Source organism: Ruegeria hyattellae, assembly GCF_041537925.1.
Taxonomy (GTDB): Bacteria; Pseudomonadota; Alphaproteobacteria; order Rhodobacterales; family Rhodobacteraceae; genus Ruegeria_C.
Genome location: NZ_JBGOSH010000015.1, coordinates 25,473 through 47,757, shown reverse-complemented (window position 1 = coordinate 47,757; position 22,285 = coordinate 25,473). Strand labels below are relative to the sequence as shown.

The 22,285-nt window shown below is 59.8% G+C and carries 24 protein-coding genes; 16 read left to right on the top strand and 8 right to left on the bottom strand.

What is annotated here, in order from left to right:
• The first annotated feature begins 36 nt into the window (after nucleotides 1-36).
• On the top strand, nucleotides 37-672 hold the full coding sequence (locus AB1E33_RS24660; RefSeq protein ID WP_372579965.1) for a class I SAM-dependent DNA methyltransferase: 636 nt from the start codon (nucleotides 37-39) through the stop codon (nucleotides 670-672).
• Here the strand turns inward: AB1E33_RS24660 and AB1E33_RS24655 are convergent.
• From AB1E33_RS24655 to AB1E33_RS24640, 4 genes are read right to left on the bottom strand one after another with little or no spacing between them, the layout of a single operon-like run.
• Nucleotides 669-1,454 carry a carnitinyl-CoA dehydratase gene (locus tag AB1E33_RS24655; RefSeq protein ID WP_372579899.1) on the bottom strand — a complete coding sequence of 262 codons (786 nt, stop codon included), beginning with the start codon at nucleotides 1,452-1,454 and terminating at the stop codon, nucleotides 669-671. The genes AB1E33_RS24660 and AB1E33_RS24655 overlap by 4 nt on opposite strands.
• 3 nt (nucleotides 1,455-1,457) lie before the next feature.
• Nucleotides 1,458-3,488 carry an acetate--CoA ligase family protein gene (locus AB1E33_RS24650; protein ID WP_372579898.1) on the bottom strand — a complete coding sequence of 677 codons (2,031 nt, stop codon included), beginning with the start codon at nucleotides 3,486-3,488 and terminating at the stop codon, nucleotides 1,458-1,460.
• A gap of 8 nt (nucleotides 3,489-3,496) precedes the next feature.
• Nucleotides 3,497-3,778 (bottom strand): Rdx family protein, encoded by a 282-nt coding sequence (locus tag AB1E33_RS24645; RefSeq protein ID WP_372579897.1) that lies wholly within the window; start codon nucleotides 3,776-3,778, stop codon nucleotides 3,497-3,499.
• A 3-nt stretch (nucleotides 3,779-3,781) separates the two neighbouring features.
• Nucleotides 3,782-4,942, bottom strand: a complete 1,161-nt coding sequence (locus tag AB1E33_RS24640) for an acyl-CoA dehydrogenase family protein (RefSeq protein WP_372579896.1) — start codon at nucleotides 4,940-4,942, stop codon at nucleotides 3,782-3,784.
• A 75-nt stretch (nucleotides 4,943-5,017) separates the two neighbouring features.
• On the opposite strand from AB1E33_RS24640, the gene AB1E33_RS24635 reads away from it, so the two are divergent.
• The gene (locus tag AB1E33_RS24635) at nucleotides 5,018-5,962 is read left to right on the top strand and encodes a GlxA family transcriptional regulator (RefSeq protein WP_372579895.1); all 945 of its coding nucleotides are present in this window, start codon (nucleotides 5,018-5,020) and stop codon (nucleotides 5,960-5,962) included.
• Here the strand turns inward: AB1E33_RS24635 and AB1E33_RS24630 are convergent.
• Together AB1E33_RS24630 and AB1E33_RS24625 are read right to left on the bottom strand one after the other, a co-directional pair.
• Nucleotides 5,959-6,960: a sterol desaturase family protein gene (locus tag AB1E33_RS24630; protein WP_372579894.1), complete on the bottom strand. Its 1,002-nt coding sequence runs from the start codon at nucleotides 6,958-6,960 to the stop codon at nucleotides 5,959-5,961. The two genes, AB1E33_RS24635 and AB1E33_RS24630, sit on opposite strands and share 4 nt — an antisense overlap.
• A 30-nt stretch (nucleotides 6,961-6,990) precedes the next feature.
• A complete protein-coding gene (locus AB1E33_RS24625) occupies nucleotides 6,991-7,746 on the bottom strand; it encodes a class II aldolase and adducin N-terminal domain-containing protein (protein WP_372579893.1) in 756 nt (251 codons plus the stop codon).
• A gap of 105 nt (nucleotides 7,747-7,851) precedes the next feature.
• Here AB1E33_RS24625 and AB1E33_RS24620 point away from each other — a divergent pair, with 105 nt between their 5' ends.
• On the top strand, nucleotides 7,852-8,724 hold the full coding sequence (locus AB1E33_RS24620) for a LysR family transcriptional regulator (protein ID WP_372579892.1): 873 nt from the start codon (nucleotides 7,852-7,854) through the stop codon (nucleotides 8,722-8,724).
• A gap of 4 nt (nucleotides 8,725-8,728) precedes the next feature.
• Here AB1E33_RS24620 and AB1E33_RS24615 read toward each other — a convergent pair whose 3' ends face one another.
• On the bottom strand, nucleotides 8,729-9,151 hold the full coding sequence (locus AB1E33_RS24615; RefSeq protein WP_372579964.1) for a VOC family protein: 423 nt from the start codon (nucleotides 9,149-9,151) through the stop codon (nucleotides 8,729-8,731).
• A gap of 242 nt (nucleotides 9,152-9,393) precedes the next feature.
• Between AB1E33_RS24615 and AB1E33_RS24610 the strand changes: the two genes are divergently transcribed.
• The 4 genes from AB1E33_RS24610 (at nucleotide 9,394) to fzlA (ending at nucleotide 13,265) form a co-directional block, all read left to right on the top strand.
• Nucleotides 9,394-10,857, top strand: a complete 1,464-nt coding sequence (locus AB1E33_RS24610; protein ID WP_372579891.1) for an AMP nucleosidase — start codon at nucleotides 9,394-9,396, stop codon at nucleotides 10,855-10,857.
• 130 nt (nucleotides 10,858-10,987) lie between these two features.
• Nucleotides 10,988-11,275: an HU family DNA-binding protein gene (locus AB1E33_RS24605; protein ID WP_372579890.1), complete on the top strand. Its 288-nt coding sequence runs from the start codon at nucleotides 10,988-10,990 to the stop codon at nucleotides 11,273-11,275.
• Nucleotides 11,276-11,802: 527 nt separating this feature from the next.
• A complete protein-coding gene (gene mtgA, locus AB1E33_RS24600; protein WP_372579889.1) occupies nucleotides 11,803-12,540 on the top strand; it encodes a monofunctional biosynthetic peptidoglycan transglycosylase in 738 nt (245 codons plus the stop codon).
• Between the two features lie 59 nt (nucleotides 12,541-12,599).
• Nucleotides 12,600-13,265 (top strand): FtsZ-binding protein FzlA, encoded by a 666-nt coding sequence (gene fzlA, locus AB1E33_RS24595; RefSeq protein ID WP_372579888.1) that lies wholly within the window; start codon nucleotides 12,600-12,602, stop codon nucleotides 13,263-13,265.
• Between the two features lie 151 nt (nucleotides 13,266-13,416).
• Here fzlA and AB1E33_RS24590 read toward each other — a convergent pair whose 3' ends face one another.
• Nucleotides 13,417-14,346, bottom strand: coding sequence for a LysR family transcriptional regulator (locus AB1E33_RS24590; protein ID WP_372579887.1), 930 nt, complete (start codon nucleotides 14,344-14,346; stop codon nucleotides 13,417-13,419).
• Nucleotides 14,347-14,450: 104 nt separating this feature from the next.
• Here AB1E33_RS24590 and AB1E33_RS24585 point away from each other — a divergent pair, with 104 nt between their 5' ends.
• The 9 genes from AB1E33_RS24585 to AB1E33_RS24545 all read left to right on the top strand — a co-directional run bounded on the left by AB1E33_RS24585 (nucleotide 14,451) and on the right by AB1E33_RS24545 (nucleotide 22,196).
• On the top strand, nucleotides 14,451-15,410 hold the full coding sequence (locus tag AB1E33_RS24585; RefSeq protein ID WP_372579886.1) for a tripartite tricarboxylate transporter substrate binding protein: 960 nt from the start codon (nucleotides 14,451-14,453) through the stop codon (nucleotides 15,408-15,410).
• 73 nt (nucleotides 15,411-15,483) lie between these two features.
• A complete protein-coding gene (locus AB1E33_RS24580) occupies nucleotides 15,484-15,954 on the top strand; it encodes a tripartite tricarboxylate transporter TctB family protein (RefSeq protein ID WP_372579885.1) in 471 nt (156 codons plus the stop codon).
• Between the two features lie 4 nt (nucleotides 15,955-15,958).
• Nucleotides 15,959-17,473 carry a tripartite tricarboxylate transporter permease gene (locus tag AB1E33_RS24575; RefSeq protein ID WP_372579884.1) on the top strand — a complete coding sequence of 505 codons (1,515 nt, stop codon included), beginning with the start codon at nucleotides 15,959-15,961 and terminating at the stop codon, nucleotides 17,471-17,473.
• Nucleotides 17,466-18,563, top strand: a complete 1,098-nt coding sequence (locus tag AB1E33_RS24570) for a lyase family protein (RefSeq protein WP_372579883.1) — start codon at nucleotides 17,466-17,468, stop codon at nucleotides 18,561-18,563. The genes AB1E33_RS24575 and AB1E33_RS24570 overlap by 8 nt, the downstream gene beginning before the upstream one ends.
• 103 nt (nucleotides 18,564-18,666) lie before the next feature.
• Complete coding sequence (locus AB1E33_RS24565) at nucleotides 18,667-19,113, top strand: DUF2141 domain-containing protein (RefSeq protein ID WP_372579882.1); 447 nt, start codon at nucleotides 18,667-18,669, stop codon at nucleotides 19,111-19,113.
• A 1-nt stretch (nucleotide 19,114) separates the two neighbouring features.
• Entirely contained in the window at nucleotides 19,115-19,708 is a 594-nt protein-coding gene (locus AB1E33_RS24560; protein ID WP_372579881.1) for a TetR/AcrR family transcriptional regulator, read from the top strand.
• Complete coding sequence (locus tag AB1E33_RS24555) at nucleotides 19,705-19,956, top strand: hypothetical protein (protein ID WP_372579880.1); 252 nt, start codon at nucleotides 19,705-19,707, stop codon at nucleotides 19,954-19,956. The genes AB1E33_RS24560 and AB1E33_RS24555 overlap by 4 nt, the downstream gene beginning before the upstream one ends.
• A 24-nt stretch (nucleotides 19,957-19,980) precedes the next feature.
• Nucleotides 19,981-21,135, top strand: coding sequence for an aromatic ring-hydroxylating oxygenase subunit alpha (locus tag AB1E33_RS24550; protein ID WP_372579879.1), 1,155 nt, complete (start codon nucleotides 19,981-19,983; stop codon nucleotides 21,133-21,135).
• On the top strand, nucleotides 21,132-22,196 hold the full coding sequence (locus AB1E33_RS24545; protein WP_372579878.1) for a 2Fe-2S iron-sulfur cluster-binding protein: 1,065 nt from the start codon (nucleotides 21,132-21,134) through the stop codon (nucleotides 22,194-22,196). Before AB1E33_RS24550 ends, AB1E33_RS24545 begins: the two co-directional genes overlap by 4 nt.
• Nucleotides 22,197-22,285 lie beyond the last annotated feature (89 nt).

The window sequence follows — 22,285 nt, the reverse complement described above, 5'->3', positions numbered from 1 at the left end:
CTTGATTCGAATCCCTCAAGGGCTTTTCAATTGAGTATGACCCCAAAACCACCCGACCTGCGCATCGCATATAGTTTGAAAACGTCCGACGACTCGCGGCGACTCTATGCGGAATGGGCCGACGACTATGACCGGATGTTCGCTCTTAACGAGGATTATCAGCTGCATATCCACACCGCCCGCGCTTTTGGCCTTGCCGGTGGCCAGGGGCCGGTTCTGGATGTCGGCGCGGGGACGGGGCTGTGCGGTGCGGTGCTGGCCGATATGGGCGTCGGGCCGATCGACGCCACCGATATCAGCACCGAGATGTTGAACCGCGCAATGCGCAAGGATGTCTATCGCGACGCCATCGAGGCCGATCTGAACGAAGGGGTGCCGGTTTCGCGCAACAGCTATTCCGGCATCGTCTCATCTGGCACTTTCACCCATGGGCATGTGGGGCCCGAGGCCCTGGACGAACTGCTGCGCATTGCGCGACCCGGGGCACAGTTTGCCCTGTCGATCAACGCCAGGCACTTCGCTGCCAAAGGGTTTTCCACAAAGCTGGACGCGCTGGAGCAAGTCGCACGGATCGGGCAACCATCGCTTGTCGAGGTTCGGATATTCGGCGATCTGGCCACCGGCGAGAACAAGGACGACACCGCGTTCATCGCGCTGTTCGAAAAAGCCTAACGCCCTTTCCAGACCGGATCGCGTTTCTCGGCAAAGGCGCGGGCTCCTTCCAACTGATCTTCGGAGGCATAAAGCGTATCGACGCTGTGTAGCTGGCGCTGTGTGATCCGGTTCATGGCGTCCTGAAACTTCGCGTCCTCTGCGTCTCGCACGATCTCCTTGATCGCGGCATAAACCAACGGTGGGCCACTGGCGAGTAGTTGCGCCAATTCGCGGGCCCGGTCCATCAGCTGATCGGCGGGAACGATTTCATTCACCAACCCCCAGCGATGCGCCTCTTCCGCGTCGAACCAGCGCCCGGTCAGCAGCAGCTCCATCGCGATGTGATAGGGAATACGCTTGGGCAGTTTCACGCTGGCCGCATCCGCGACGGTGCCGGACCGAATTTCCGGCAAGGCAAAACTCGCGTGATCTGCCGCCAGTATCATGTCGGCGCTCAGTGCCAGTTCCAGCCCGCCGCCACATGCAATGCCGTTCACCGCAGCGATCACCGGCTTGTTCATTTCGCGCAGTTCCTGCAACCCGCCAAAGCCGCCGACGCCGTAATCTCCATCCACCGCATCGCCATCGGCTGCCGCCTTCAGGTCCCAACCGGGGCAGAAGAACTTGTCACCACCGCCGGTCAGGATGGCGACCCGCAGTTCCGAATCGTCGCGGAAATCGCGAAACACCTCGCCCATGATCCGACTGGTCGCAAGGTCGATCGCATTAGCCTTGGGGCGGTCAAGCGTAACCTCAAGAATGGGGCCATCGCGCTGTGTTTTGACGGGTGCGTCAGTCATCTTTCACTCCTTTTGCCGCAGCAATATATCCGCTGCCACCGCATCAACCGGCGTGCAGATCAACGGATTGACCTCAATTTCTTCCAGATCATTCTGATGGCGCTGAACGTATTCACAAATCACGTGAATAGCCTTTATCAGAGCCTGTTTATCAGCGCCCGCCTGTCCGCGATAGCCCGCGATCACCTGACCGATGCGCAAACTGTCCAGCGCTTTCACAATCATGTCGTCACTTGCAGGCAGAAGCAGTGTCACGCTGTCCTGCAGCAGCTCGGTCAGCACTCCGCCCGCCGCCAGCGTCAGGACAAAGCCATGCGCCGGGTCGCGCAGCACACCGACCAGCAGTTCGGCGACGCCTCCGTTGATCATTTCCTCGACCAGAAAGCGCGTGGCGGGCATTTGGGCTGCGGCTTCCGCGACCGCATCGGAGGTTCCTAGGTTCAATGCCACGGCGCCCGCTTCGGTCTTATGCGCCACGCCTTCACCCTTCAGGACTACCGGAAAGCCAATGCGCTCCGCGGCCAGCACTGTAGTGGCTGCACTATCGCAGCGCTCTGATCCCGGCACGCGCAACCCGTGCTGTGCCAGCCGATGCTTGGCTTCGGCTTCGGGGATCAGAACCACGTCCCGCGCCGGACCGGGCAGCAGGATAGGCGCAGGCCTTGTCGGGCGCGTTCGACTGGCGGCTTCGAGCGCGGCGAGCGCCTCGTCCAACCCGTGAAACGCGACAATTCCATGCGCCCTCAGGCGTTCGGCAACCTCCTCGGGCATCAGTTCGGGCAAGGTCGCCACCATAGAAATCGGCAGACCGGTTCGATCCTGCGCGCCGATCACAGCGTCGATGGCGCAATCCCAATCCCGGGCAGAACAGCGGTCATCGCGGGGAAAATCCACGACCAGTAATGTCATCGCCAGACCTGGGTCCAGCATCGCGGCAAAGGCGGCTGTCATCGCTGGCACGTCGCGCCAGACATAGGTGTGATAATCCAGCGGGTTGGCCAGCGCCACCATTGGCCCCAGTGCGGCCCGCAGATCGCTGCGCTGGCGATCATTGAGCGGCGGAAATATCAGATCGCGGGTCAGTGCACTGTCAGCGGCAAGGCTCGCCTCGCCCCCCGAGCAACTGATGGTCGCAAGGGTGTTGGCGGACAGCCAGCCCGTTACATGCAGCAGTTTCAACGTTTCCAGAAACTCGGGCAGACTGTTCAGCCGCGGGATACCGAGCCGCGCCAAAAACGCTTCTGCCCCCGCATCACCGCCCGCCAGCGAGGCGGTATGGGACACGGTCGCTGCACGGGCCTGCGCCGATTTGCCGACTTTGAGCGCCACGATAGGTTTGCCAAGTCCGCTCGCGCGTGCAGCCATCGCCTCGAAGGCTCGCAGATCGCCGAAGCCTTCGATATGCAGGCCCACCGCAGTTACACGGTCGTCTTCCAACAAAGCCGTAGCCATCTCGGCCAATCCGGTCTGCGCCTGATTGCCAGCCGTGACCATATAAGCCAACGGCAACCCGCGTTTCTGCATACTCAGGTTGATGGCCATGTTCGAACTTTGGGTCAGGATCGCAACGCCCCGCTCCACCGGCTGCATCCCGTGTTGGTCGGGCCAGATCGCCACCCTGTCCAGTGCGTTGACGAAGCCATAGCAGTTCGGTCCGAGGATCGGCATGCCCCCCGCTGCCGCGACCAGCGCGGATTGTAGATCGGACCCCGACTGATCCTCGGCCACCGCTTCGGTAAAGCCCGAAGCGAAGCAGATCGCGCCCCCCGCACCGCGCGTGTTGAGCGCCCGCACGATGTCGATCGTCGCGTGGCGATTGACCCCGACAAATGCCGCATCAATTGGGCCGTGATAGTCTTCGATCCGGCAGTAGGAGGGCAGGCCAGCAATCTCTTTGCCCGAGGGATGCACGGGAAAGATTTCGCCCTCGAACCCGATCCGGCGGGCGGCTTCGATGATCGACGCGCACCACGCGCCGCCGCCGATCACCGCAATCGAGGACGGGTTGAGCAAACGGGACAACTCGCGCGCCATCTTCGCCCCTAATTCCGGTCGAGGTGGCCCAGATCGCGCTCCGGCGCGATCTTGTCGCGCAGGCGAGATTTCAGCTCGCGCGCATCCGGGAAGCCGCCATCACGCTTGCGCTCCCATAGCAGGCGGTCATCGACATTGATCTCGAACACACCGCCCGAGGCGTCGGGGATCAGCGTGACCGATCCTATGTCATCACCGAAGGTCGACAACAGTTCCTGCGCCATCCAGGACGCGCGCAGCATCCAGTTGCATCCGGTGCAATAGGTGATGCGGATGTTTGGTTTCCCCATCTCTTATGCCCCCAGGGGCCGCAGCAGATCGCGGCTGATGATGTGACGTTGGATTTCCGAGGTGCCGTCCCAAATCCGCTCGACCCGCGCGTCGCGCCAGAACCTTTCGATCGGGAAGTCATCCATCAGCCCCATACCCCCAAATATCTGCAGGGTGGTGTCGGTCACCCGTGCCAACGCCTCAGACGCGTAAAGTTTGGCCGAGGCGATCTCTCGGTTCGAGGGCAGGTCCTGATCCAGCCGCCAGGCAGCCGCAAGGGTCAGCCAATCCGCAGCGTCGATTTCGGTGATCATGTCGGCAATCTGGAAGCTCACGCCTTGAAACTTGCCGATGGGTTGGCCGAATTGCCTGCGCTCGGCGGCGTAGTTCAATGCATAATCGAAGCACCGGCGCGCGCGGCCGACGCTGAAGGCCGCAACCGTCAATCGCGTTGCGTAGAGCCACTCATTCATCACCGCAAAGCCACCATCGACCTCGCCCAACACCTGCGCATCCGGCATTCGGCAATTGTCGAAATAGAGGATGTAGTTCTTGTAGCCCTTATGGCTGACCGAGTTATACCCCTCGCGCACTTCAAAGCCCGGCGTGCCGCGATCCACCAGAAAGGTAGTGATGCGCTTTTTCGGGCCCTTGGGGGTCTCGTCCACCCCGGTGGCGATGAACACGATAAAGAAATCGGCGTGTTCCGCGCCCGAGATGAAGTGCTTCGAGCCATTAATCACCCAATCGCCACCATCGCGCTGCGCCTGACATTTCATGCCACGCACATCCGATCCCGCATCGGGTTCGGTCATGGCCAGCGCGTCCATCCGCTCGCCCCGTACGGCAGGCAGCAGATAGCGTTCGCGCTGTTCGTCGTTACAGGCCATCAGGATGTTCTGCGGGCGGCCAAAGAAATGCGTCAGCGCCATCGACCCGCGCCCCAGTTCACGTTCCACCAGCGTGAAATCCAGATGGCTCAGCCCTGCGCCGCCGACTTCTTCTGGAAAGTTGCAGGCGTAAAAGCCCAGATCGAGGACTTTCTGCTTGATCGCTTCGCCCAGTGCCTGCGGCACCTGCCCGGTGCGTTCGACCTCGGCCTCATGCGGATAGATCTCGTTTTCCACAAAGCTGCGGACTGTCGAGACGATCATCTCTTGCTCATCACTCAGGCCAAACTGCATCGTACGCTCCGAAATTCCGTTTAGAGGATGGTTGCGTGTATTGCTGTCGGCGTCGTGCAGCGTTAGACGTTTGTCATGCAGGTATGGCAAAAAACATCGACGCGATGTCAATATTTTGGTGTTCTGCTGTTTGACGGGTTCTCAAACCATTGCCTGGCAAACAGTATCGAGCCGCTGCGCGCGGCGAATATGTTGTCGGGCAAGCAACTCTATGATTGGCGGTTCCTGTCGCTGGATGCCGGACCGGTAACCTCGTCTAGCGGGCTGCGCGTCGCGCCACATGCGCGGTTGAGCCATGAGGGCGGCGATATGCTGATGGTGATGCCATCTTATGGATTTCGGAACTACCTGAACTGGCCCATCGGTGCTGCCCTGCGCAGCGCGGCAGGCCGGTTTTCGACGCTGGCCGGTCTGGACACGGGCAGTTGGCTGTTGGCCGAGTCGGGCCTGCTGACCAATTGCAAGGCCACCATTCACTGGGAAGAGCTGACCGGTTTTGCCGAGCGGTTTCCGGAAACCGAGGTGCTGCGCGAGCGGTTTGTGATTGATGGCAACCGCATCACCTGTTCTGGCGCGATGGCGGCCTTCGATCTAGTCATGCACCTGATCGGGCGTGACCAAGGCCAGGCGCTGGCGCTGGAGGTGGCGCAACTGTTCATGACGCGCGACTCCGCGCGATCCCATGCAGGCAGCGGCACCAGTGCGCCGGTCAACCGGGCGCTGGCCGCGATGCAGGCCAATCTGGAACAACCATTGTCGATCCCTTCCATCGCCCGCGCAGCGCGACTGGCGCAGAAAGCGCTAGAGGCGCGCATGAAGGCCGAACTTGGGGCGGGGCCAGCGCAGGTCTATCGACGGATGCGGATGAACTTGGCGCGCAAACTGGTCAGCGAAACCGATCTGCCGGTGTCCGAGATCGCCGTTCGCGCAGGTTATGAGAATGCCAGCGCGATGACGCGTGCCTTTGGCAGCGAGTTCGGTCAATCACCGAGTGAGATGCGCAAAAGTGGCTCTAACTAGGGATTTTTTCCATACATTCGTTTCTTGCGCGCACGGGTCTCGGTGGTTGCATCGACCGAGCCATCGTGGAAAGTGCCGAACCAGCGATCCCAGGGCATTTCCTGATTGCCGTAATTGCACTCGTAGTAGCGGTGATGGAGTTGGTGGTAAAACGTACCAAGGGCCAGTCGCCGCTTATCCTTGATCAGAAGGTCTTCGTACCCGGTATGGGTCATCGCTGCGCCCGGTCCCTGAAACACGATATGGAAATAGAGGTGAATAGGGTGGCTGGGGACGACCCAGTGGATACAAAGCGTGGTGAGATAGAGCAGATGTTCCACCGGATGCATCGAGAACCCCGACCACGGGCCGATGTTGACATTGCGGTGATGCAGGCTGTGGACCCGGCGATAAAGGGCTGGCTGATGTAACAACCGGTGCACCCAATAGAAATGAAAGGCCGACCAGATCGGCAACAAGATCAGCCACAGCACAAACCAGATCGGGTGTTCAGCAAAGGTGATCACGGGCGCATAACCGTTGGCCATCAGCCACATGGTCACCACCTGAAACCCGGTCAATTGCAGCACGCCCGAGCCAAGCGACCAGAACATGTTGTCATGTACTTGATCGCTGAAATCCCACAGCTTGTTCTTCGTACCCATCTCGCGCCGCTCGAACTTGAGCTTTTTGCCCTGCGCCTTGCTCATGTAGAAATACCAGTGCAGCCCACCCGAGACCGCAAAGATCATCGCAAGGTTCACCAGCCAGACCTGAAAGATCCACCCGAACGCAAATGCGCGCGCGGACTCTAGCGAGGGATAGAGGAACGCCCAGAGCGCGATGGCCAGTGCCAACATCAGCACCCGCTCACTCAGCGTCAGCCAGTTTATGACCAGCCACCGCGCCAGAAAGGCCGGATCGGGCGGCCAGCGAAATATCGAGGGGTTATGCAGCGGCAAGTCCGGGTGGTAATTCCACTCGCGGCTCATCTCTTCGTGCCGTGGCGTGTCCGTCATAGCGTCTGGTCCCGATGCCTGTTGCGGCGTTCAGCTGGCGTAATCCGAGGCTTCGCTATCCAGAATCGCCTTGATCTCGCGCAGATGCGCCTCGGCCTGATCAGGATAATCCTCCAGCTCTTGCGCGGTCTTTTCGGCAACCTCGTCGGACAGGACGCGCAGCGCCTGCCCGGTCTGCAGCGCGCGGATATAGGTTTCGGCCGCGCGTTCGAAGTAATAGAGCCTATTAAAGGCATCTGCCGGGTTGCTGCCGATCACCAGTACGCCATGATTTCCCATGATCATGACCCGCTTTTTCGGATCGCTGAGCATTGAGGCACAGCGTTCGCCCTCGCTCTCGAACGCCAGCCCGCCAAATTCATCGTCCACCACGTAGCGGGTGAAGAAGGTTGCGGTGTTCTGGTCGATCGGTGGCAGGGAACTATCGGCCAGCGAGGCCAGAACGGTGGCAAAGATCGAATGCACATGCATCACGCAGCGCGCATGCGGGCAGTGGCGGTGGATCGATCCGTGCAAGCCCCAGGCAGTCGGATCCGGTGCGCCGGGCAGCGCCATCGTGTCCGGGTCGTTCGCATCCAGCAGCAACAGGTCCGAGGCACGGATGCGCCCGAAATGCATCTGGTTTGGGTTCATCAGGAATTGCGTACCATCCTCATTCACCGCAAGGCTGAAATGGTTCGCCACGCCTTCATGCATGTCCAGCCGCACCGTCCAGCGGAACGTGGCGGCCAGGTTCACACGCTCGGACCAGTGATCCATGTTTGGTCGCAAATTGGTAACGCTCATGTCAAACCTCCTTTTGCTGCGGCAAAGCCTGAACCCGGCGTGGGCGTTTGACCAACGAAAAAATTCGACCTATCGCAGTAGTTGAGCTTATGGCAAGATTATGTCATGAGATCCGCCCTCCCCCCACTCGGCTGGTTGCGCACGTTCGAGGCCGCGGCCCGGCATCTGTCCTTTACCGGTGCCGCGCGCGATCTGAACATGACGCAGAGCGCGGTCAGCCAGCAAATCAAATCGCTGGAAGGGTATCTGGGCCAGCCGCTGTTTCACCGCAGACCGCGCGCACTGGAACTGACCGAGGCGGGGATCACCTATCTGCCCGTGGTGCGCGAGGCGTTTCGCACCCTGTTGCAAGGGACCCGCGCGGTCACCGGCGATCAGCAAAACACGGTTCAGGTACAAAGCAATATAACCTTTGCGGCCAATTGGCTGGCCCCGCGCCTGCCCGATTTTCACGCCAAAAACCCACAAGTGCGGCTGAACATATTCACCGAGCTGTGGGAGCCGCGCGAAATGGCCGAGGGGGCCTCAGTCGAGATCAGGTATTCCCTGCGCCCCGCCGATACCGTGCGTACCGAGTTGCTGCGCAGCGATCACTATTACCCGGTCTGCGCACCAGGTTACCCGGTAACGCTAGACACTCTGGCGGATCAACCGCTCTACGATTGCTCGAACCTGCTTTCGAACTGGGCAAACTGGGCAGAGGCAAGCGAGTTGCCCTGGCCAAACCCGCCCATCACCTATGCTACCACCTACCTGGTCAGCCTGTCGGTTGCCATGGCGAGTGGGGGCCTGTGCATTGCCCATGACACGATCGTCCGGCATCTGATTGACGAGGGCCGCATTGTCGCCCCGTTCGAACACCGCGAACCGATGCCCGAGGCCTATTACCTGCTGCTCTCGCCCCAGGCTGAGGAAACGCCGGGCGCGGTTGCCTTTGCCGATTGGATACGCCGGGAAATCGCGGCAGAAGCAGGCTGAGGGTTCAGTCCTTGGGGCGGCTGGGGACCCAAGCGTACCCGTTTTCGCACAGGATATAAGCCTCTCGCAGGCCATGCGGTTTGTCGGCGGGGGGCTTCAGCACCATCGCCCCCAACGCCTCGGCCCGGCGGGCGGCCTCGTCAGGATCGCTGTCATACAGGTGAATCTCCACCCCCGCACCGCGCGGAGGAGATTCCGGCAAAAGCCCGAGCAGCGGATGCGCATGATAGGTGCCGTCACTATGCAGCTGAAACACCTGCTCGCCATAGGTCACGATGGCGAAATCGGCGGTCGCCTGGTGGGAAGACATGCCAAAAACAGCCTCTAAAAAGGCGCATTCCGCCTTGACGTCGCGCACAAGTAGGTTCAGACCGATACCGCGTAGCGACCGTCCGAACCTGTCTGCATCTATCGTGTCATAGTCCATGACCCCACACTCATCACGCACCGCGCGGCGGTCAAGCACGAACTGGCGCCGCAAAACTTTGGTGACACGTCCGGTGTGGGGTTGCGCAGGTCGGGGCTTTGGGAAAGTGTAGCTTATGCAGACCCGTCTTGCCGCATCCCTATCCCGACCCCGCCTGGCGCATTCGCCCATTGGCCCTGCGCAGCCTGAGGCCCGGGCAGGTACTTTGACAGGCAAGCCGAAGACCCCCTGAAAGCGACCAGATGACAAGAACAATAACACCGGACGCCCCCAAGCCCGAAGAATTCACCGACCCCGTCGCCGCCGTTCAACGGCTGGAAGAGCTGTATGATCTGGCGACAGGGTTCCTGTGCGACCGCTTTGCCGAGGTGATGCGCAATGGTGCCTCGGACGTCCATCACCGCGCTTTCTACCCGGAAATCCGCATCAAGACCCGCAGCTACGCGCAGGTGGACAGCCGGCTCAGCTATGGCCATGTCTCGCACCCCGGCACCCATGCGACCACGATCACGCGACCGGACCTGTTCCGCTCTTACCTGACACAGCAGATCGGTCTGCTGATCCGCAACCACGGGCAACCCGTGACGATCGGCTGTTCGGACACGCCGATGCCGGTTCATTTCGCGGTTGCCAACCGGTCCGACCTGGTGGTCCCGCAAGAGGGCGCGGCCGGCTTTACCTTGCGCGACGTGTTCGATGTACCGGATCTAGCAACCACCAATGACGACATCGTCAACGGCACCTACGCCGCGCCCGACAGCACCGGGCCGCTGGCCCTGTTTTCGGCGCAGCGGGTCGATTACTCCCTGGCGCGGCTGGCCCATTATACCGCAACCGATGCCGAGCATTTCCAGAACCATGTTCTGTTCACCAACTACCAGTTCTACGTGTCCGAGTTCGAAGCCTATGCGCGGGCTCAACTGGCCGATCCGGACAGCGGCTATACCAGCTTTGTCAGCACAGGTAACGCCGAGATCACGCTGGCCGACGACCCGCTGGAACAGGCGCCGAAACTGCCGCAGATGCCGACCTATCACCTGAAACGGCCGGATGGGTCGGGGGTCACGCTGGTCAATATCGGCGTCGGACCATCGAACGCCAAAACCGCCACCGATCACATTGCGGTGCTGCGCCCGCATGCCTGGCTAATGGTCGGCCATTGCGCGGGTCTGCGCAACACGCAAGCACTGGGTGATTTCGTGCTGGCTCATGGCTATCTGCGCGAGGATCACGTGCTGGATGACGACCTGCCGGTCTGGGTCCCGATCCCCGCACTGGCCGAGGTTCAGATCGCGCTGGAACAGGCGGTGGCAGAGGTCACACAGCTTGAGGGCTATGACCTGAAACGCATCATGCGCACCGGCACCGTGGCCACGATCGACAACCGCAACTGGGAGCTTCGCGACCAGTCTGGCCCGGTGCAGCGGCTCAGCCAGTCCCGCGCCATTGCGCTGGACATGGAAAGCGCCACCATTGCCGCAAACGGTTATCGGTTCCGTGTGCCTTATGGCACCCTGCTCTGCGTGTCCGACAAGCCGCTGCATGGCGAATTGAAGCTGCCCGGCATGGCGTCAGAGTTCTATACGACCCAGGTTCAGCGCCATCTGGCGATCGGAATCCGGGCTATGGAGATGGTGCGCGGGATGCCTTTGGAGCGCTTACACAGCCGGAAATTGCGCTCATTTGACGAAACAGCCTTTCTGTGATGCAAAAAAAACCCAAAAATCGCCTATTTTTATGGTTTATCACGCTACTATTCGTTGTGTTGTGACACTAGATGCCGTTATTGTTACGCAGTGAGGCCCAAGAGTGCGGGCATTGTAAGGAGACCAAGAAATGGCAAAGCCTATGACCAAAACCCAGCTCGTCGCAGCACTTGCTGATGAGATGGATACTGACAAGAAATCCGCCGGCGCCGCGCTGGAGGCCATCACCGGCCTGATCACCCGCGAAGTGTCGGGCGGTGGCGCCGTGACCCTGCCGGGCGTTGGCAAGATCTATTGCCGCGAACGCCCCGAGCGTCAGGTCCGCAACCCGGCCACAGGTGAAACCTTCACCAAAGAGGCCGACAAGGTTGTCAAGATGACCATCGCAAAAGCGCTGAAAGACAGCGTGAACGGCTGATTAACCTCAGCACGTGTTGTCGAGGGCTGCCATCCGGCGGCCCTTTTTCTTTGGGCTGATTGGAGACTGTTCATCTACTTAGCAGTCTGCCCGGGGTGATTGCGAGAGAGCATTATCCAACAAAAGAGTTTAATGACGGCAATGAGCCCTAACTACGCAGCACTCGTAATCCGCCATTACATTTCGAGGGGTTTTCAACCGCTCAAAGCCTCTGAGCAAATCCGTTATTTGCTAACTGTCAGAATAACGTTAGCCTCTTGCTTGCTTGGAGGTTGGCCGAGGTGCGGTCGCCGTTACTGGCAGCTTGGGTTCGACTCCCAGACCTCCCGGCTACACTGTAGAAACTGATCGGTTCCTGAGGTCTTGTCCGCATTGCCGTCACCCAAAACCTTAGGCCGGAGGTCAGCTTGTGCAATTCTTGGGAGCCGCTCTCCTACATAGGTGCTCCACTTCATCAAGTGTGAAACAAGCTCTTCTTCCACAAGATCACCTTTGCAGACGCGCGGCGCTCGCCTATACATCCCTCCATGGCGAAACAGGCAGCCCGTAAATCCGGCAAAAAATCGAGCAAATCGCGCCAGAAAGCCCGCAAATCCCTCCTCAATAGGGTGGGTACTATTGTGGTGCGCGCCGGTCTGGCGGTGGTGGCCCTGTTTACGGCGCTGATCTTTCTCTTCGCCTTTGTGAACCCGCCCGTCACCCATACGATCTGGTCGGAATGGCGCCGGTTGGGGTCCGTGGATCGCGAATGGGTGACGATTGAACAGATCTCACCGGTTATGGCCCGCTCGGTCGTGGCGGCCGAGGATGCCAATTTCTGCCTGCATTGGGGATTTGATGTCGAGGCGATCCGCGATGCGATTGAAGATGGCAGCACGCGCGGTGCCTCGACCTTGTCGCAACAGGTGGTCAAAAACGTCTTTCTTTGGCAGGGCCGCAGCTGGGTTCGCAAGGCGCTGGAAACCGCGCTGACCCCGGCGGTCGAAGCCGTCTGGTCAAAGCAGCGTATCGTCGAGGTCTATCTGAACGTGGCCGAAATGGATGAAGGCGTCTTTGGGGTGCAAGCGGCGGCGCAAACCTATTTCAAGGTGGATGCACAGGATCTGAGCCCGCTGCAGGCCGCGCGCATTGCAGCGGTGCTGCCCGCTCCCAAGACACGCTCTGCCTCGAAACCAACCAGTTTTGTGCGCCGTCGCACCGCCTCGATCATGGATGGAGCGGCCACGATTCGCGCAGACGGGCGCGCCGCGTGTTTCGAGGATTGAAAAACGTCGCGCGGCAAGGCATCTCTGGTCCACCCTGTTATCTTTGAAATTGGAATACCATGGCGCGCTTGTTTCATGTTTCCCTCTCGCCCTTCTGCCGGAAAGTCCGCCTGTCGCTGGCGGAAAAGAAGATCGAGGTCGAACTGATCGAAGAACGCTATTGGGAGCGTGACCCTGATTTTATGCGCCGCAATCCTGCGGGCAAGGTTCCGGTGTTGAAACTGGATGGACGGATGATGGCCGAAAGCGCGGCGATCTGCGAATATATCGAAGAGACCCGCCCGGAACCGGCCCTGATGCCAAAAACCGCCGAAGGCCGCTATGAGGTCCGGCGACTGATCAGCTGGTTCGACGACAAGTTTCATCACGAGGTGACCGCAAAACTGCTTTATGAGCGGGTGAACAAGAAGGTCACCAAGCAGGGCTATCCCGACAGCCGCAATGTCAAGGACGGCGCCAAGGCGATCAAATACCACCTGGATTACATGACCTGGCTGCTGGATCACCGTCGCTGGCTGGCGGGCGATGCCATGTCGCTTGCCGATTTCGCCGCCGCTGCGCATCTGTCGTCGCTGGACTATATCTCGGATGTGGACTGGCACCGCAGCCAGCCGGTCAAGGACTGGTACGCCAAGATCAAGTCCCGCCCTGCCTTCCGCTCGATCCTGGCCGATCAGATCCCCGGTTTCCGCCCGCCTGCCCATTACGCCGATCTGGATTTTTGATGTTGAGCGGCAGAGGCGCTGTCTGCGTCCTCTTGGCCTGCGGTCAAACCAGATCCGAGAGTTACTTGCCACTATTGGCTACGTCTACAGCCTGGACGATCAGCAGCGGATAGTGGAATTCGCGCCCAGCAAGGCACCGGTGGAAACCAGTTCAACCATCTGGCCTTCGGGTTAGACTGTGCATGGTTTCGCTCGACGAGCATACGCGGTCGACATGCCAGGTCAGAATTTCTCGGAATCGATCTGCCGCTTCGTTGTGCTTCTGCGTCTTCGGCAACAACAAGCCAAATGTCATCCATTTCTCGGGCTCAATTGGAACCGCTGCGATCCGGTCGCGGAATTGGTGGGCAACCATTTCGTCCGCAATTGTGATCCCCGCGCCCTCCGCGACCAGAGCACAGGCCAGTTGCGACGAAGACACTTCGTGCGTTTTGTGCGGCGTCACGCCAGCCGAGTTGAACGTGTCGTCAAGCTGATCGCGCAGCAGCAGCCCGTGCATCAGTCGAATGATCGTGTCATTTGCGAGCTGATCGGCAGTCACATGATCCGCATCTGACAATGGATGGCTTTTAGGCAGAATCACCAAGGCCCTGACACGGACAAGAGGTGTCGTCCGAATATCCGGATGGCTGACCGGCAGGGCCGCGATGCCGATATCATATTCCTGCCCGGCCAGCCATTTTCCGGCCTCGCGACGGGCACGCACATCGAGGGTTACGTTGACGTCTGGGTGATCTTGAATGAATTGCGCGACGGCCGGGGCGGACAGGAACTGGGCGATCCTTGGCATCGTCACGATTCTGAGGCTCTCCGTTCGGCCTGCCCGGATTTCCCCTGCAATCCGGGGGATTTCATCGAGATTATCGAGGATGCGGCCGGCTTCCCGATAGAACGCGATCCCCTCTGTAGTAGGAGAGAGACTGCGTCCGCTCCGATCGAAGAGCTTGAGCTTCAGCTCTGCCTCCAGACCGCTGATCAATCTGCTGATGGCAGGCTGACTTAGATGCATGACCTCAGACGCCGCGGCAACGGAGCCTTCGGAAAAGGCATGACGAAAGGCCCGAAGAGCTTTGATGTTCATGATCTCGACTCTTTACCATTTTGCAGCATTAGATGCTATATTTGCAGAAATCACAATCTAAGCACCTGCTAGAAAGGCTGCGTCACTATTTTGGAGGAGCCCAAATGAAACGCAGAGCATTCCTTGGTGCGATAACGGCAGCAGCCGCGCTGGTTGCGACCACGGCCAGCGGTTACGCGGCTGACTGGCCCAAACGCCCCATCAACCTGGTCGTGCCCTATAAAGCCGGGGGCGGTACTGACGCCTATGCGCGCGCTATCTCCGCCGCTGCAGAAGGTGTGCTGGACGTACCGGTCGTCGTCGTGAACAAGCCCGGATCGGGTGGCCTCAACGGCGCCAACGCCGTGGTTGGAGCCCGGCCCGACGGATACACGATGATGATGACCTCGGGTGGATCGTTCCTGCTTTCGACCATGACGCGCGACACCAAGATCGACGCGCTGGACAGCTTCGACTTCGTTGCGCAGGTCGGTCAGTTGCGTACCTCGCTCATGGTACCGGTCAACAGCCCCTATCAGTCCGTACAGGATATCATTGACGCGGCAAAAGCGGACCCCGGTTCGCTGCGTTGGGCCCATTCCGGTCGTGGCGGGTTCCATCACGTGGGCGGTCTGGGCTTCCTTGCAAACAACGGGATCGAGGCACAGGACGTCCCCTTCAAAGGTGGCGGACCGACCCGCGCCGCGCTGATCGGTGAACAGGCCGATTTTGGGTTCCTCGGTGTGCAGCAGCTTCGAGGCTTTGAAGAGCAGTTGCGCGCTCTGGCCGTCAACAGCGCCGACCGGGACACCATCATGTCCGATGTTCCGTCCTTCGGCGAGTTGGGCGTTCCGTTCGCAGCAGTATCGTCTCCGGTAATCGTGTTCGCACCCAAGGACACGCCGGCCGAAGTCATTTCCACCATGGAAACGGCGCTGGCAGAGATCGCCGCCAAGCCTGAGTTTGCAGAGCTTTTGGCCGAACGCGGCACCGGGCCGGTTTTTGCCAACGGGGCCGATGCAAGGGCCGCATTGACCGCGATGCAAGCGGATGCCGCTCCATTGGTTCAGAACCTGAACAACTGAGGCGGGTGCCGGGTGGGCCGGTTTCAAATCCGGACCACCCGACTCATCGCACCTATTTCCTAGGGAGGACGCCATGCGAGATGTGGTCGAAGGAATTGTACTCGCCCTGTTTTCTTTGGTCGCGATCTGGGGTGCCTGGCAGGTGCCGGCGGCAAGCCCCGGCGACACATGGGCAGGGATTGTGCCTTTCGCAGCCTCGGTTGCCTTGCTGGCACTGTCGGGCCTGCTGCTGCTGGGCGGGTTGCGTGCCACGCAGACAGGCCACGATGTCGCCGAAGGGGGTGGCACAGGTACCCTGGATATTCTGATCCTGTTTGCCGTTGCACTGATCTATCAGCAATCCTTCCGCTGGTTTGGCTATGTCCTGCCCACGGCCATCGTTGCGCCGGTGGTTCTCTATATCTTCGGCGTCCGTAACTGGATCGGGATGGCCGCATCTGTGGTCGTCTGCCCGCTCATCTTCCACATCATTTTCTTCGAGCTGCTCGGTGTCTTTCCGCCTTATGGCGAAGTGTTCGACCTGCTCGACTGGTTTCGGGGGTAAACCGATGGAGATCTTTCCCGCCCTTTTGTCGGTCATCACCGATCCGACACTTCTGTTCGCAATCGTCCTGGCCGCCGCTGTCGGCATGATCGTTGGCGCCACGCCCGGGCTTACCGCATCCGCAGCCATTGCGATGCTTCTGCCCATCACTTTTTACATGCCACCTCTTTTCGCGCTGGCGTTTCTCTACGTGATTGGCAAATCCGGGCGCTACGGCGGCTCGGTTGCCGCGATCCTGTTCAACACTCCCGGTACAGCGGCAAGTGCCGCAACGCAGATCGATGGCTATCCGCTGGCCCGCGCAGGCAAAGCCGGAAAAGCGATGAAGGTGGCAACGATCTCGTCGGTTATCGGCGATTTCATGGGCGATATAATGCTCGTGGTCGGTGTTGGATTCATCGCCGCCATCGCATTGAAACTCGGACCACCAGAAACGTTTGCCATCTATTTCGCTGCCTTCGTGGTGATCGGTTCGGTGATCGGTAAATCCGTTACCAAAGGTCTGATCTCGGCCCTGCTTGGCATCCTGGTGGCCATGGTCGGTCTCGATCCGATCTCGAGCGAGGAGCGGTACACGTTCGGCTCTTTCGAACTGTCCAATGGCATCGGTCTGGTGCCGCTCATGATCGGTGTTTTTGTTCTTGGCGAAGTTTTTGCGCAGCTTGAAGAGCGCAAGAAAGCCAAGGGCGAGGTCAGGGAAAACGAAAGCGATCCAAGCGGGCACACCCTCACCTATGAGGAATTCAAACCCTGTATCCCGCATGTCATTCGCGGCGGATTCATCGGCGCCGGTATCGGCGTTCTGCCGGGTCTTGGCTCGGCCATCGCGGCGTTCATCTCGTATGGTGAAGGCAAGCGTCGCGCCAAGAACCCCGAACAATGGGGCAAGGGCGCATTGGAAGGCGTTGCCGCGCCTGAGGCCGCCAACAACGCGGTGTCTGGCCCGTCGATGGCACCGCTTCTGACCCTCGGCATTCCGGGCTCGACCATCGGAGCCATCCTGCTTGGCGTCTTTCTGATCCACGGCATTCAGGTCGGTCCCACGCTGTTCCTCACGGACAAAGAACTGGTCTATCAACTCTTTGCCTGCGGGATGCTGGGTATCTTCGCCTATGGGATCATCGGCTATTTCGGCGCCACGCAGGTTGCGCGCCTGATCCTGAAGGTTCCAGTAAACGTGTTGTACCCTTTGATCTTCCTGACCGCCTTTGTCGCTGCATATTCCGCCCGTGGGTCGATGTTCGATGTCACCGTCATGACTGTAGCCGGGTTCGTCGGCTGGCTAATGCGCAAGTTTGACTTCAACGTCGCGGCTTTCGTGATCTCGTTCGTGCTGGCCAAAGGGGCCGAGGAAACACTCCGGCAGTCTTTGCTGATGTCCGATGGCGGCGCGCTGATCTTCGTTGAACGCCCCATCGCCGCCAGTTTTCTGCTGCTCGGACTTGCCGCCATGGGATTTCGCATCCGGTCGATCATGAAAGAACGCCGTATCGCCGAGGGAGGGCTTGGCGATGCTTGACTTCCGTATCTACCGCAATTGCTTCTCTTCCGCGGAAATGCGGATGATCTGGTCCGAACACGCAACGATCTCCGCCTGGCTGAAAGTCGAACAGACTCTCGCCCGCTGTCAGGCCGATCTGACTCTGATCCCATTGGATGCGGCGGCCGCCGTCGAAACGATCAGCATCTCTGATCTGGACATAGACGCTCTGGCCACCGAGATGGAGCTTGTCGGGCGGCCCATCGTTGGACTGGTGAAACAGCTTCGGGCACTGGTGGGAGAGCATGGCTGCCACGTGCACCACAAGGCGACCACGCAGGACATCATGGATACCGCGATGGTCATGCAGATGAACCTCGGCCTGACCGAGGTAGGGACCTTTACGGGTCAATTGATCGGTCTTCTGGACAGCCATATGCGTGCCCACCCTTCGACCATGCTTCTGGGGCGCACGAATGGACAGCACGCTGTCCCCATGCAACTGACAACCAAGCTGTCTGTGTGGCGTTCGGAACTGGTACGGCGCGTTGAGGCCTTGGAACAGGCGGCCAATCGTGGGCTCAACGTGCAGGTCGGTGGCCCGGTCGGAGATCTGCGCGGCTATGAGAATGGGTCAGGAGAACGGGTCAAAGCCGCAGTTGCGAAACGGCTCGGGCTCGGTGTTGTAGCGCCCCATTGGCAAAACGCGCGGGACGGGATTGCAGATGTAGTGACCGCTCTGGGTGCCCTGTGCGCCACACTCTGCAAGATCGCTCACAACGTCAATCTGCTGTCATCGTCCGATATTGCCGAAGCCTCGGAGGCGTCTGCGAACGGCAAGGGCGCGTCCTCTTCCATGCACCACAAGCGCAATCAGCGAGCCTCCGAGTTCATGGAAGCGGTTTCCCGTCTTGGCCGACAGAAAGCCGAACAGTTCGGAGAGTTCACCTTGCATGAACACGAAAGGTCTGGCGGCGCATGGATCGGAGAATGGGTGATCATACCCGAGGTGTTCCTGCTGACATCCGGAGCCTTGCACTGGGCGCAGGCTTTGTTCGGGGGGCTGACCTTTCATCCCGAAAAGATGGCCGAGCGGTGCAAGGCTTCCGCTACAGCAACAGCCGGCTAGGTACGCTCGTGCAGGGGTGCTTTCCAAACAATAAGCTGTCTCTATTGACAACTAATGCATACGCGCCTAAATGCTGTCATGGCTGACAACTTAAGGTGACTAGATGCGATCTTTCAAACTCCTCTCACTCACGGCTCTTACCGCTGCTACCAGCTGCGCGGCCTTCGCCCAAGCGGTTGAAACCGCGCCGCTTTCGGTAACCGTCGACGGGGTTCGCAATGGGAATGGCGCGGTGATCGTGGCAGCCTTTGATCAGGCCGACGCCTTTGAGGCGATGGACGTGGCCAAAGCTGTCGCGCTGGCCCAAATCCCAGCTGCCAACACAAAGGTTTCGGTCACCTTTCACGACCTACCCCACGGAACTTATGCCTTTGCCGCCCTGCATGACGAAGATCTGGACGGCGATCTGGGTATGAATGGCGAGGTGCCGACCGAGGGCTATGCCTTTGCCGCCATGGGACGCCGTGGCCTGCCGTCAAAATTCGAAGACGCGGCTGTCGCCACCGGCGAGACGGCTGGGTCGACGTTGCGGCTGAAATACTGGAACTGACATGGCTGGGCGTCCTTCAAACCGCGACGAACGCTATGCGCAGGTGATGCAGGCATTGGTTCGATGTGTGGCACGCTTTGGGTTGGAGGGCGCCTCTCTGACCCAGATCGCAGCCGAGGCCGGGCTGACCCGACCATTGATCCGGCATCACTTGGGCAACCGGGAAGACATGATCGCGGCACTGCAGGATCATGTTCTGCACAGCTTTGCCGAACAGACCGAGGCGTTGATCGCCGCCTTGCCCGGGGACGCGCCCGGAGCGGCCTTGGTGGAATATCTGTTTTCAGACACGACCGGGTCGTCACCGGACATGGTGCTGGCCTTCGCCGCACTGACAGCACGCGCCGCCGAAGACGCGGACCTGCGCACCGCTTGTCGCGAGTCCCTGTTGGGGTTCGAGGCGGCGATCGCCAGAGTTCTGCGTCAAGACAACCCGCAAGCCGGCGATCACGCGATCAATGCCGCGGCCCATGGCATCGTAGCGCTTTATCTGAATGTGGCGTCTCTTGCGCCTTTGGATATGCCGCATGGCTGGACGCAGACCGCGCAAACCATCGCGCGTAAGCTGCTGGAAGGATTGGACGGTGGGTCATGACGCAGGCCCGTTCTCTCAACTACTTGATCTTCGCGGCGCTGATGATCGCCACGGCGTTGGGCTATCAGTCGCTCTGGGGGCTACTGTTCCTCTATTGGACGATCCCGAACTTCTACTCGGGCCATGCCTTCCTGATTTCTGACGTGACACGAGCCGAGGACCCGGTCCTGTTCTGGCTGATCCAGATCGCCTGGATCGTGCTGGGCCTGATGCTTGTCACCCTTGATTTCTTTCCAGTTCCGGCCTGATCCGGCCACCTGAGGAGTACCCAAATGACCCGAATGCTGCACCTGCTGCCTGTTGATGCTTATTCCTCGCAGGAGTGGTTCGATCGCGAAATGCGCGACATCTTCTCGAAAACCTGGCGGTATGCGGGATTCATGGAGGATGTCAGCGAACCCGGCCAGTTCATTACCGTTCAGGCCGGGCTGAACAATATATTCGTCGTGATGGGCCGCGACCGCCGCCTGCGCGCCTTCCACAATATCTGCCGCCACCGGGGCACGCAGTTGATCCGCGCCGTCGGCAAGACACAAAAGGCACTGACCTGCCCCTATCACGACTGGACCTATGACCTGGAAGGCAACCTGATCTCGGTGCCCGAAGAGCACGAAGAGTTTGGTCAGGTCGACAAATCCTGTCTGGGTCTGAAACCCGCCAAGGTCGACATATGGAAATCGATGATCTTTGTGCACCCGGACCCCGGCGCCCCGACCATCACCGAATGGTTCGGGCCGGTGGAACCGCATATCGGTCCGCATGCTCCCGAAGAACTGGTCGAATATGAAGAGCTGAACAACAGCTACGAGATCAAGGCCAACTGGAAGGTGGTGGTCGAGAATTATATCGACGTCTACCACCTGAGCCACCTGCATTCGAACACGCTGCAGATGTACGATCACAAGGCGGCGAAATACCATTGGGAAGGACCCCACTATGTGTTTTGGGAGCCACCAGTGGGCGACTTTCTGAAGAATCAGGAGAGCAAGCTGATTGCGCCGCGGGTGATCCCCAAGGATATGAACGGCGCCTGGGTGCCGATGCTGTTCCCTGGCATAGGGTTGGCCGGATCAGAAGACGGCTGGAACATTTTCATCATCGAACCACTCGGCCCGGAACTGACCCGGGTCAGCAACCGGGGACGGGTCTCGAACAGTTCCGGCTGGGAGTTTTCCAAGCAGGCGATGAAATCCTCGATGTTCTGGACCAAGTTCGGCCTCAGTGGAAAATACGCGGACCATGACGCGATGAGCGAGGACGACCCGATGGTCGCGGGCGACTTCACCGGCGAGGACGTCTATGCCTGTGAGCAGCAGCAGAAATCGCTGAAATCCCCCTATTTCGAAACCGGTCCCGCCGCCGTCGGCGAAAGCCCGGTTCTGGACCATCAAAGGGTCGTTCTTGAATGGTTGGGAGTAAGCAATTGAACCTGCGCGATTTCCACCCTCTGACCGTTCTGGACACCCGCGACGAAATCGGCAGCAAGGCCAGGACGGTCATGTTCGATGTGCCCGAAGCGCTGCGCGAAACCTTCGCTTGGCGACCAGGCCAGCATTTGTCGTTCCGCTTCACGGTAAACGGAGAGAACCATCGCCGCAGCTATTCGATTTCTTCGTCGCCCTTTTCCGGTGATCCGCTGCGGATCACCGTGAAGCGTGTCAGGGATGGCGTGATCAGCAACTACATCAATGACAATGTACAAGAAGGTGACGTGATCGACGTGATGCCACCCTTTGGTGGGTTTTGCCTCGATCCCGGCGCGACGGCGCGACGCACGCATTACTTCTTTGGAGCGGGCTCGGGCATCACTCCGCTTTATGCGATGCTCAGCGCGGTCATGGCAGCAGAGCCCAGCTCCTTCGCTCATCTGGCCTATGGCAACACCAATGAAAAATCCATTCTGTTGCAGGATGAGCTGAACGCCGTTCGGGAAACGAACCCCGACCGGATGACGATCCACCACATCTTTTCCAAACCAGGCTTTTGGTCTTCTGCCAACTACTGGCGCAAGGGCATCATCGACAAACCCGCGATCGAGGCGCTGATCGCCGAGAACCCGCCCTATGCGCAGGATGCGCAGTATTACATCTGTGGGCCGGGTGGGATGAACATGGCGGTGAAGGCCGCACTCATGTCGCTCGACGTGCCCGCAATACGCATCCACATGGAAAGCTATGGCGGCGCGGCAGAGCTTGACGCCAGCGTCGAAGGCATGGCCGCAACGGCAGAGATCACGCTGGACGGCTTTCAACACTCAATCAACGTGGCCAAGGGGAAAACGGTTCTCGAAGCGGCCAATTCCGCCGGACTGAAACCCCCTTTTTCCTGCCAGTCTGGAGTTTGCGGCGCCTGCCGCGCCAAGTTGACCAAAGGCGAGGTCCACATGCGCGCCCGTATGGCGCTGGAGGACGCGGACATTGCAAACGGGGCGATCCTGACCTGCCAGTCGCTGCCAATGTCGAAAACCCTGTCGCTCAGCTATGACTGACCGCGTCCAAGGAGAAGAGGCCCTCGAACGGCCAGAGAGATATAGCGCGTAGTCGGCCACGAAACCGAGGGGGTTCCACTTCGCGCGCG

Coding starts and splice junctions, on each gene's coding strand:
- AB1E33_RS24550 (WP_372579879.1), top strand. CDS start 19,981: ATGACCCGAATGCTGCACCTGCTGCCTGTTGATGCTTATTCCTCGCAG.
- AB1E33_RS24585 (WP_372579886.1), top strand. CDS start 14,451: ATGAAACGCAGAGCATTCCTTGGTGCGATAACGGCAGCAGCCGCGCTG.
- fzlA (WP_372579888.1), top strand. CDS start 12,600: ATGGCGCGCTTGTTTCATGTTTCCCTCTCGCCCTTCTGCCGGAAAGTC.
- AB1E33_RS24625 (WP_372579893.1), bottom strand. CDS start 7,746: ATGAGCGTTACCAATTTGCGACCAAACATGGATCACTGGTCCGAGCGT.
- AB1E33_RS24555 (WP_372579880.1), top strand. CDS start 19,705: ATGACGCAGGCCCGTTCTCTCAACTACTTGATCTTCGCGGCGCTGATG.
- AB1E33_RS24635 (WP_372579895.1), top strand. CDS start 5,018: ATGCAGGTATGGCAAAAAACATCGACGCGATGTCAATATTTTGGTGTT.
- AB1E33_RS24650 (WP_372579898.1), bottom strand. CDS start 3,488: ATGGCGCGCGAGTTGTCCCGTTTGCTCAACCCGTCCTCGATTGCGGTG.
- AB1E33_RS24620 (WP_372579892.1), top strand. CDS start 7,852: ATGAGATCCGCCCTCCCCCCACTCGGCTGGTTGCGCACGTTCGAGGCC.
- AB1E33_RS24560 (WP_372579881.1), top strand. CDS start 19,115: ATGGCTGGGCGTCCTTCAAACCGCGACGAACGCTATGCGCAGGTGATG.
- AB1E33_RS24655 (WP_372579899.1), bottom strand. CDS start 1,454: ATGACTGACGCACCCGTCAAAACACAGCGCGATGGCCCCATTCTTGAG.
- AB1E33_RS24610 (WP_372579891.1), top strand. CDS start 9,394: ATGACAAGAACAATAACACCGGACGCCCCCAAGCCCGAAGAATTCACC.
- AB1E33_RS24565 (WP_372579882.1), top strand. CDS start 18,667: ATGCGATCTTTCAAACTCCTCTCACTCACGGCTCTTACCGCTGCTACC.
- AB1E33_RS24590 (WP_372579887.1), bottom strand. CDS start 14,346: ATGAACATCAAAGCTCTTCGGGCCTTTCGTCATGCCTTTTCCGAAGGC.
- AB1E33_RS24580 (WP_372579885.1), top strand. CDS start 15,484: ATGCGAGATGTGGTCGAAGGAATTGTACTCGCCCTGTTTTCTTTGGTC.
- AB1E33_RS24660 (WP_372579965.1), top strand. CDS start 37: ATGACCCCAAAACCACCCGACCTGCGCATCGCATATAGTTTGAAAACG.
- AB1E33_RS24645 (WP_372579897.1), bottom strand. CDS start 3,778: ATGGGGAAACCAAACATCCGCATCACCTATTGCACCGGATGCAACTGG.
- AB1E33_RS24605 (WP_372579890.1), top strand. CDS start 10,988: ATGGCAAAGCCTATGACCAAAACCCAGCTCGTCGCAGCACTTGCTGAT.
- AB1E33_RS24640 (WP_372579896.1), bottom strand. CDS start 4,942: ATGCAGTTTGGCCTGAGTGATGAGCAAGAGATGATCGTCTCGACAGTC.
- mtgA (WP_372579889.1), top strand. CDS start 11,803: ATGGCGAAACAGGCAGCCCGTAAATCCGGCAAAAAATCGAGCAAATCG.
- AB1E33_RS24575 (WP_372579884.1), top strand. CDS start 15,959: ATGGAGATCTTTCCCGCCCTTTTGTCGGTCATCACCGATCCGACACTT.
- AB1E33_RS24630 (WP_372579894.1), bottom strand. CDS start 6,960: ATGACGGACACGCCACGGCACGAAGAGATGAGCCGCGAGTGGAATTAC.
- AB1E33_RS24615 (WP_372579964.1), bottom strand. CDS start 9,151: ATGGACTATGACACGATAGATGCAGACAGGTTCGGACGGTCGCTACGC.
- AB1E33_RS24570 (WP_372579883.1), top strand. CDS start 17,466: ATGCTTGACTTCCGTATCTACCGCAATTGCTTCTCTTCCGCGGAAATG.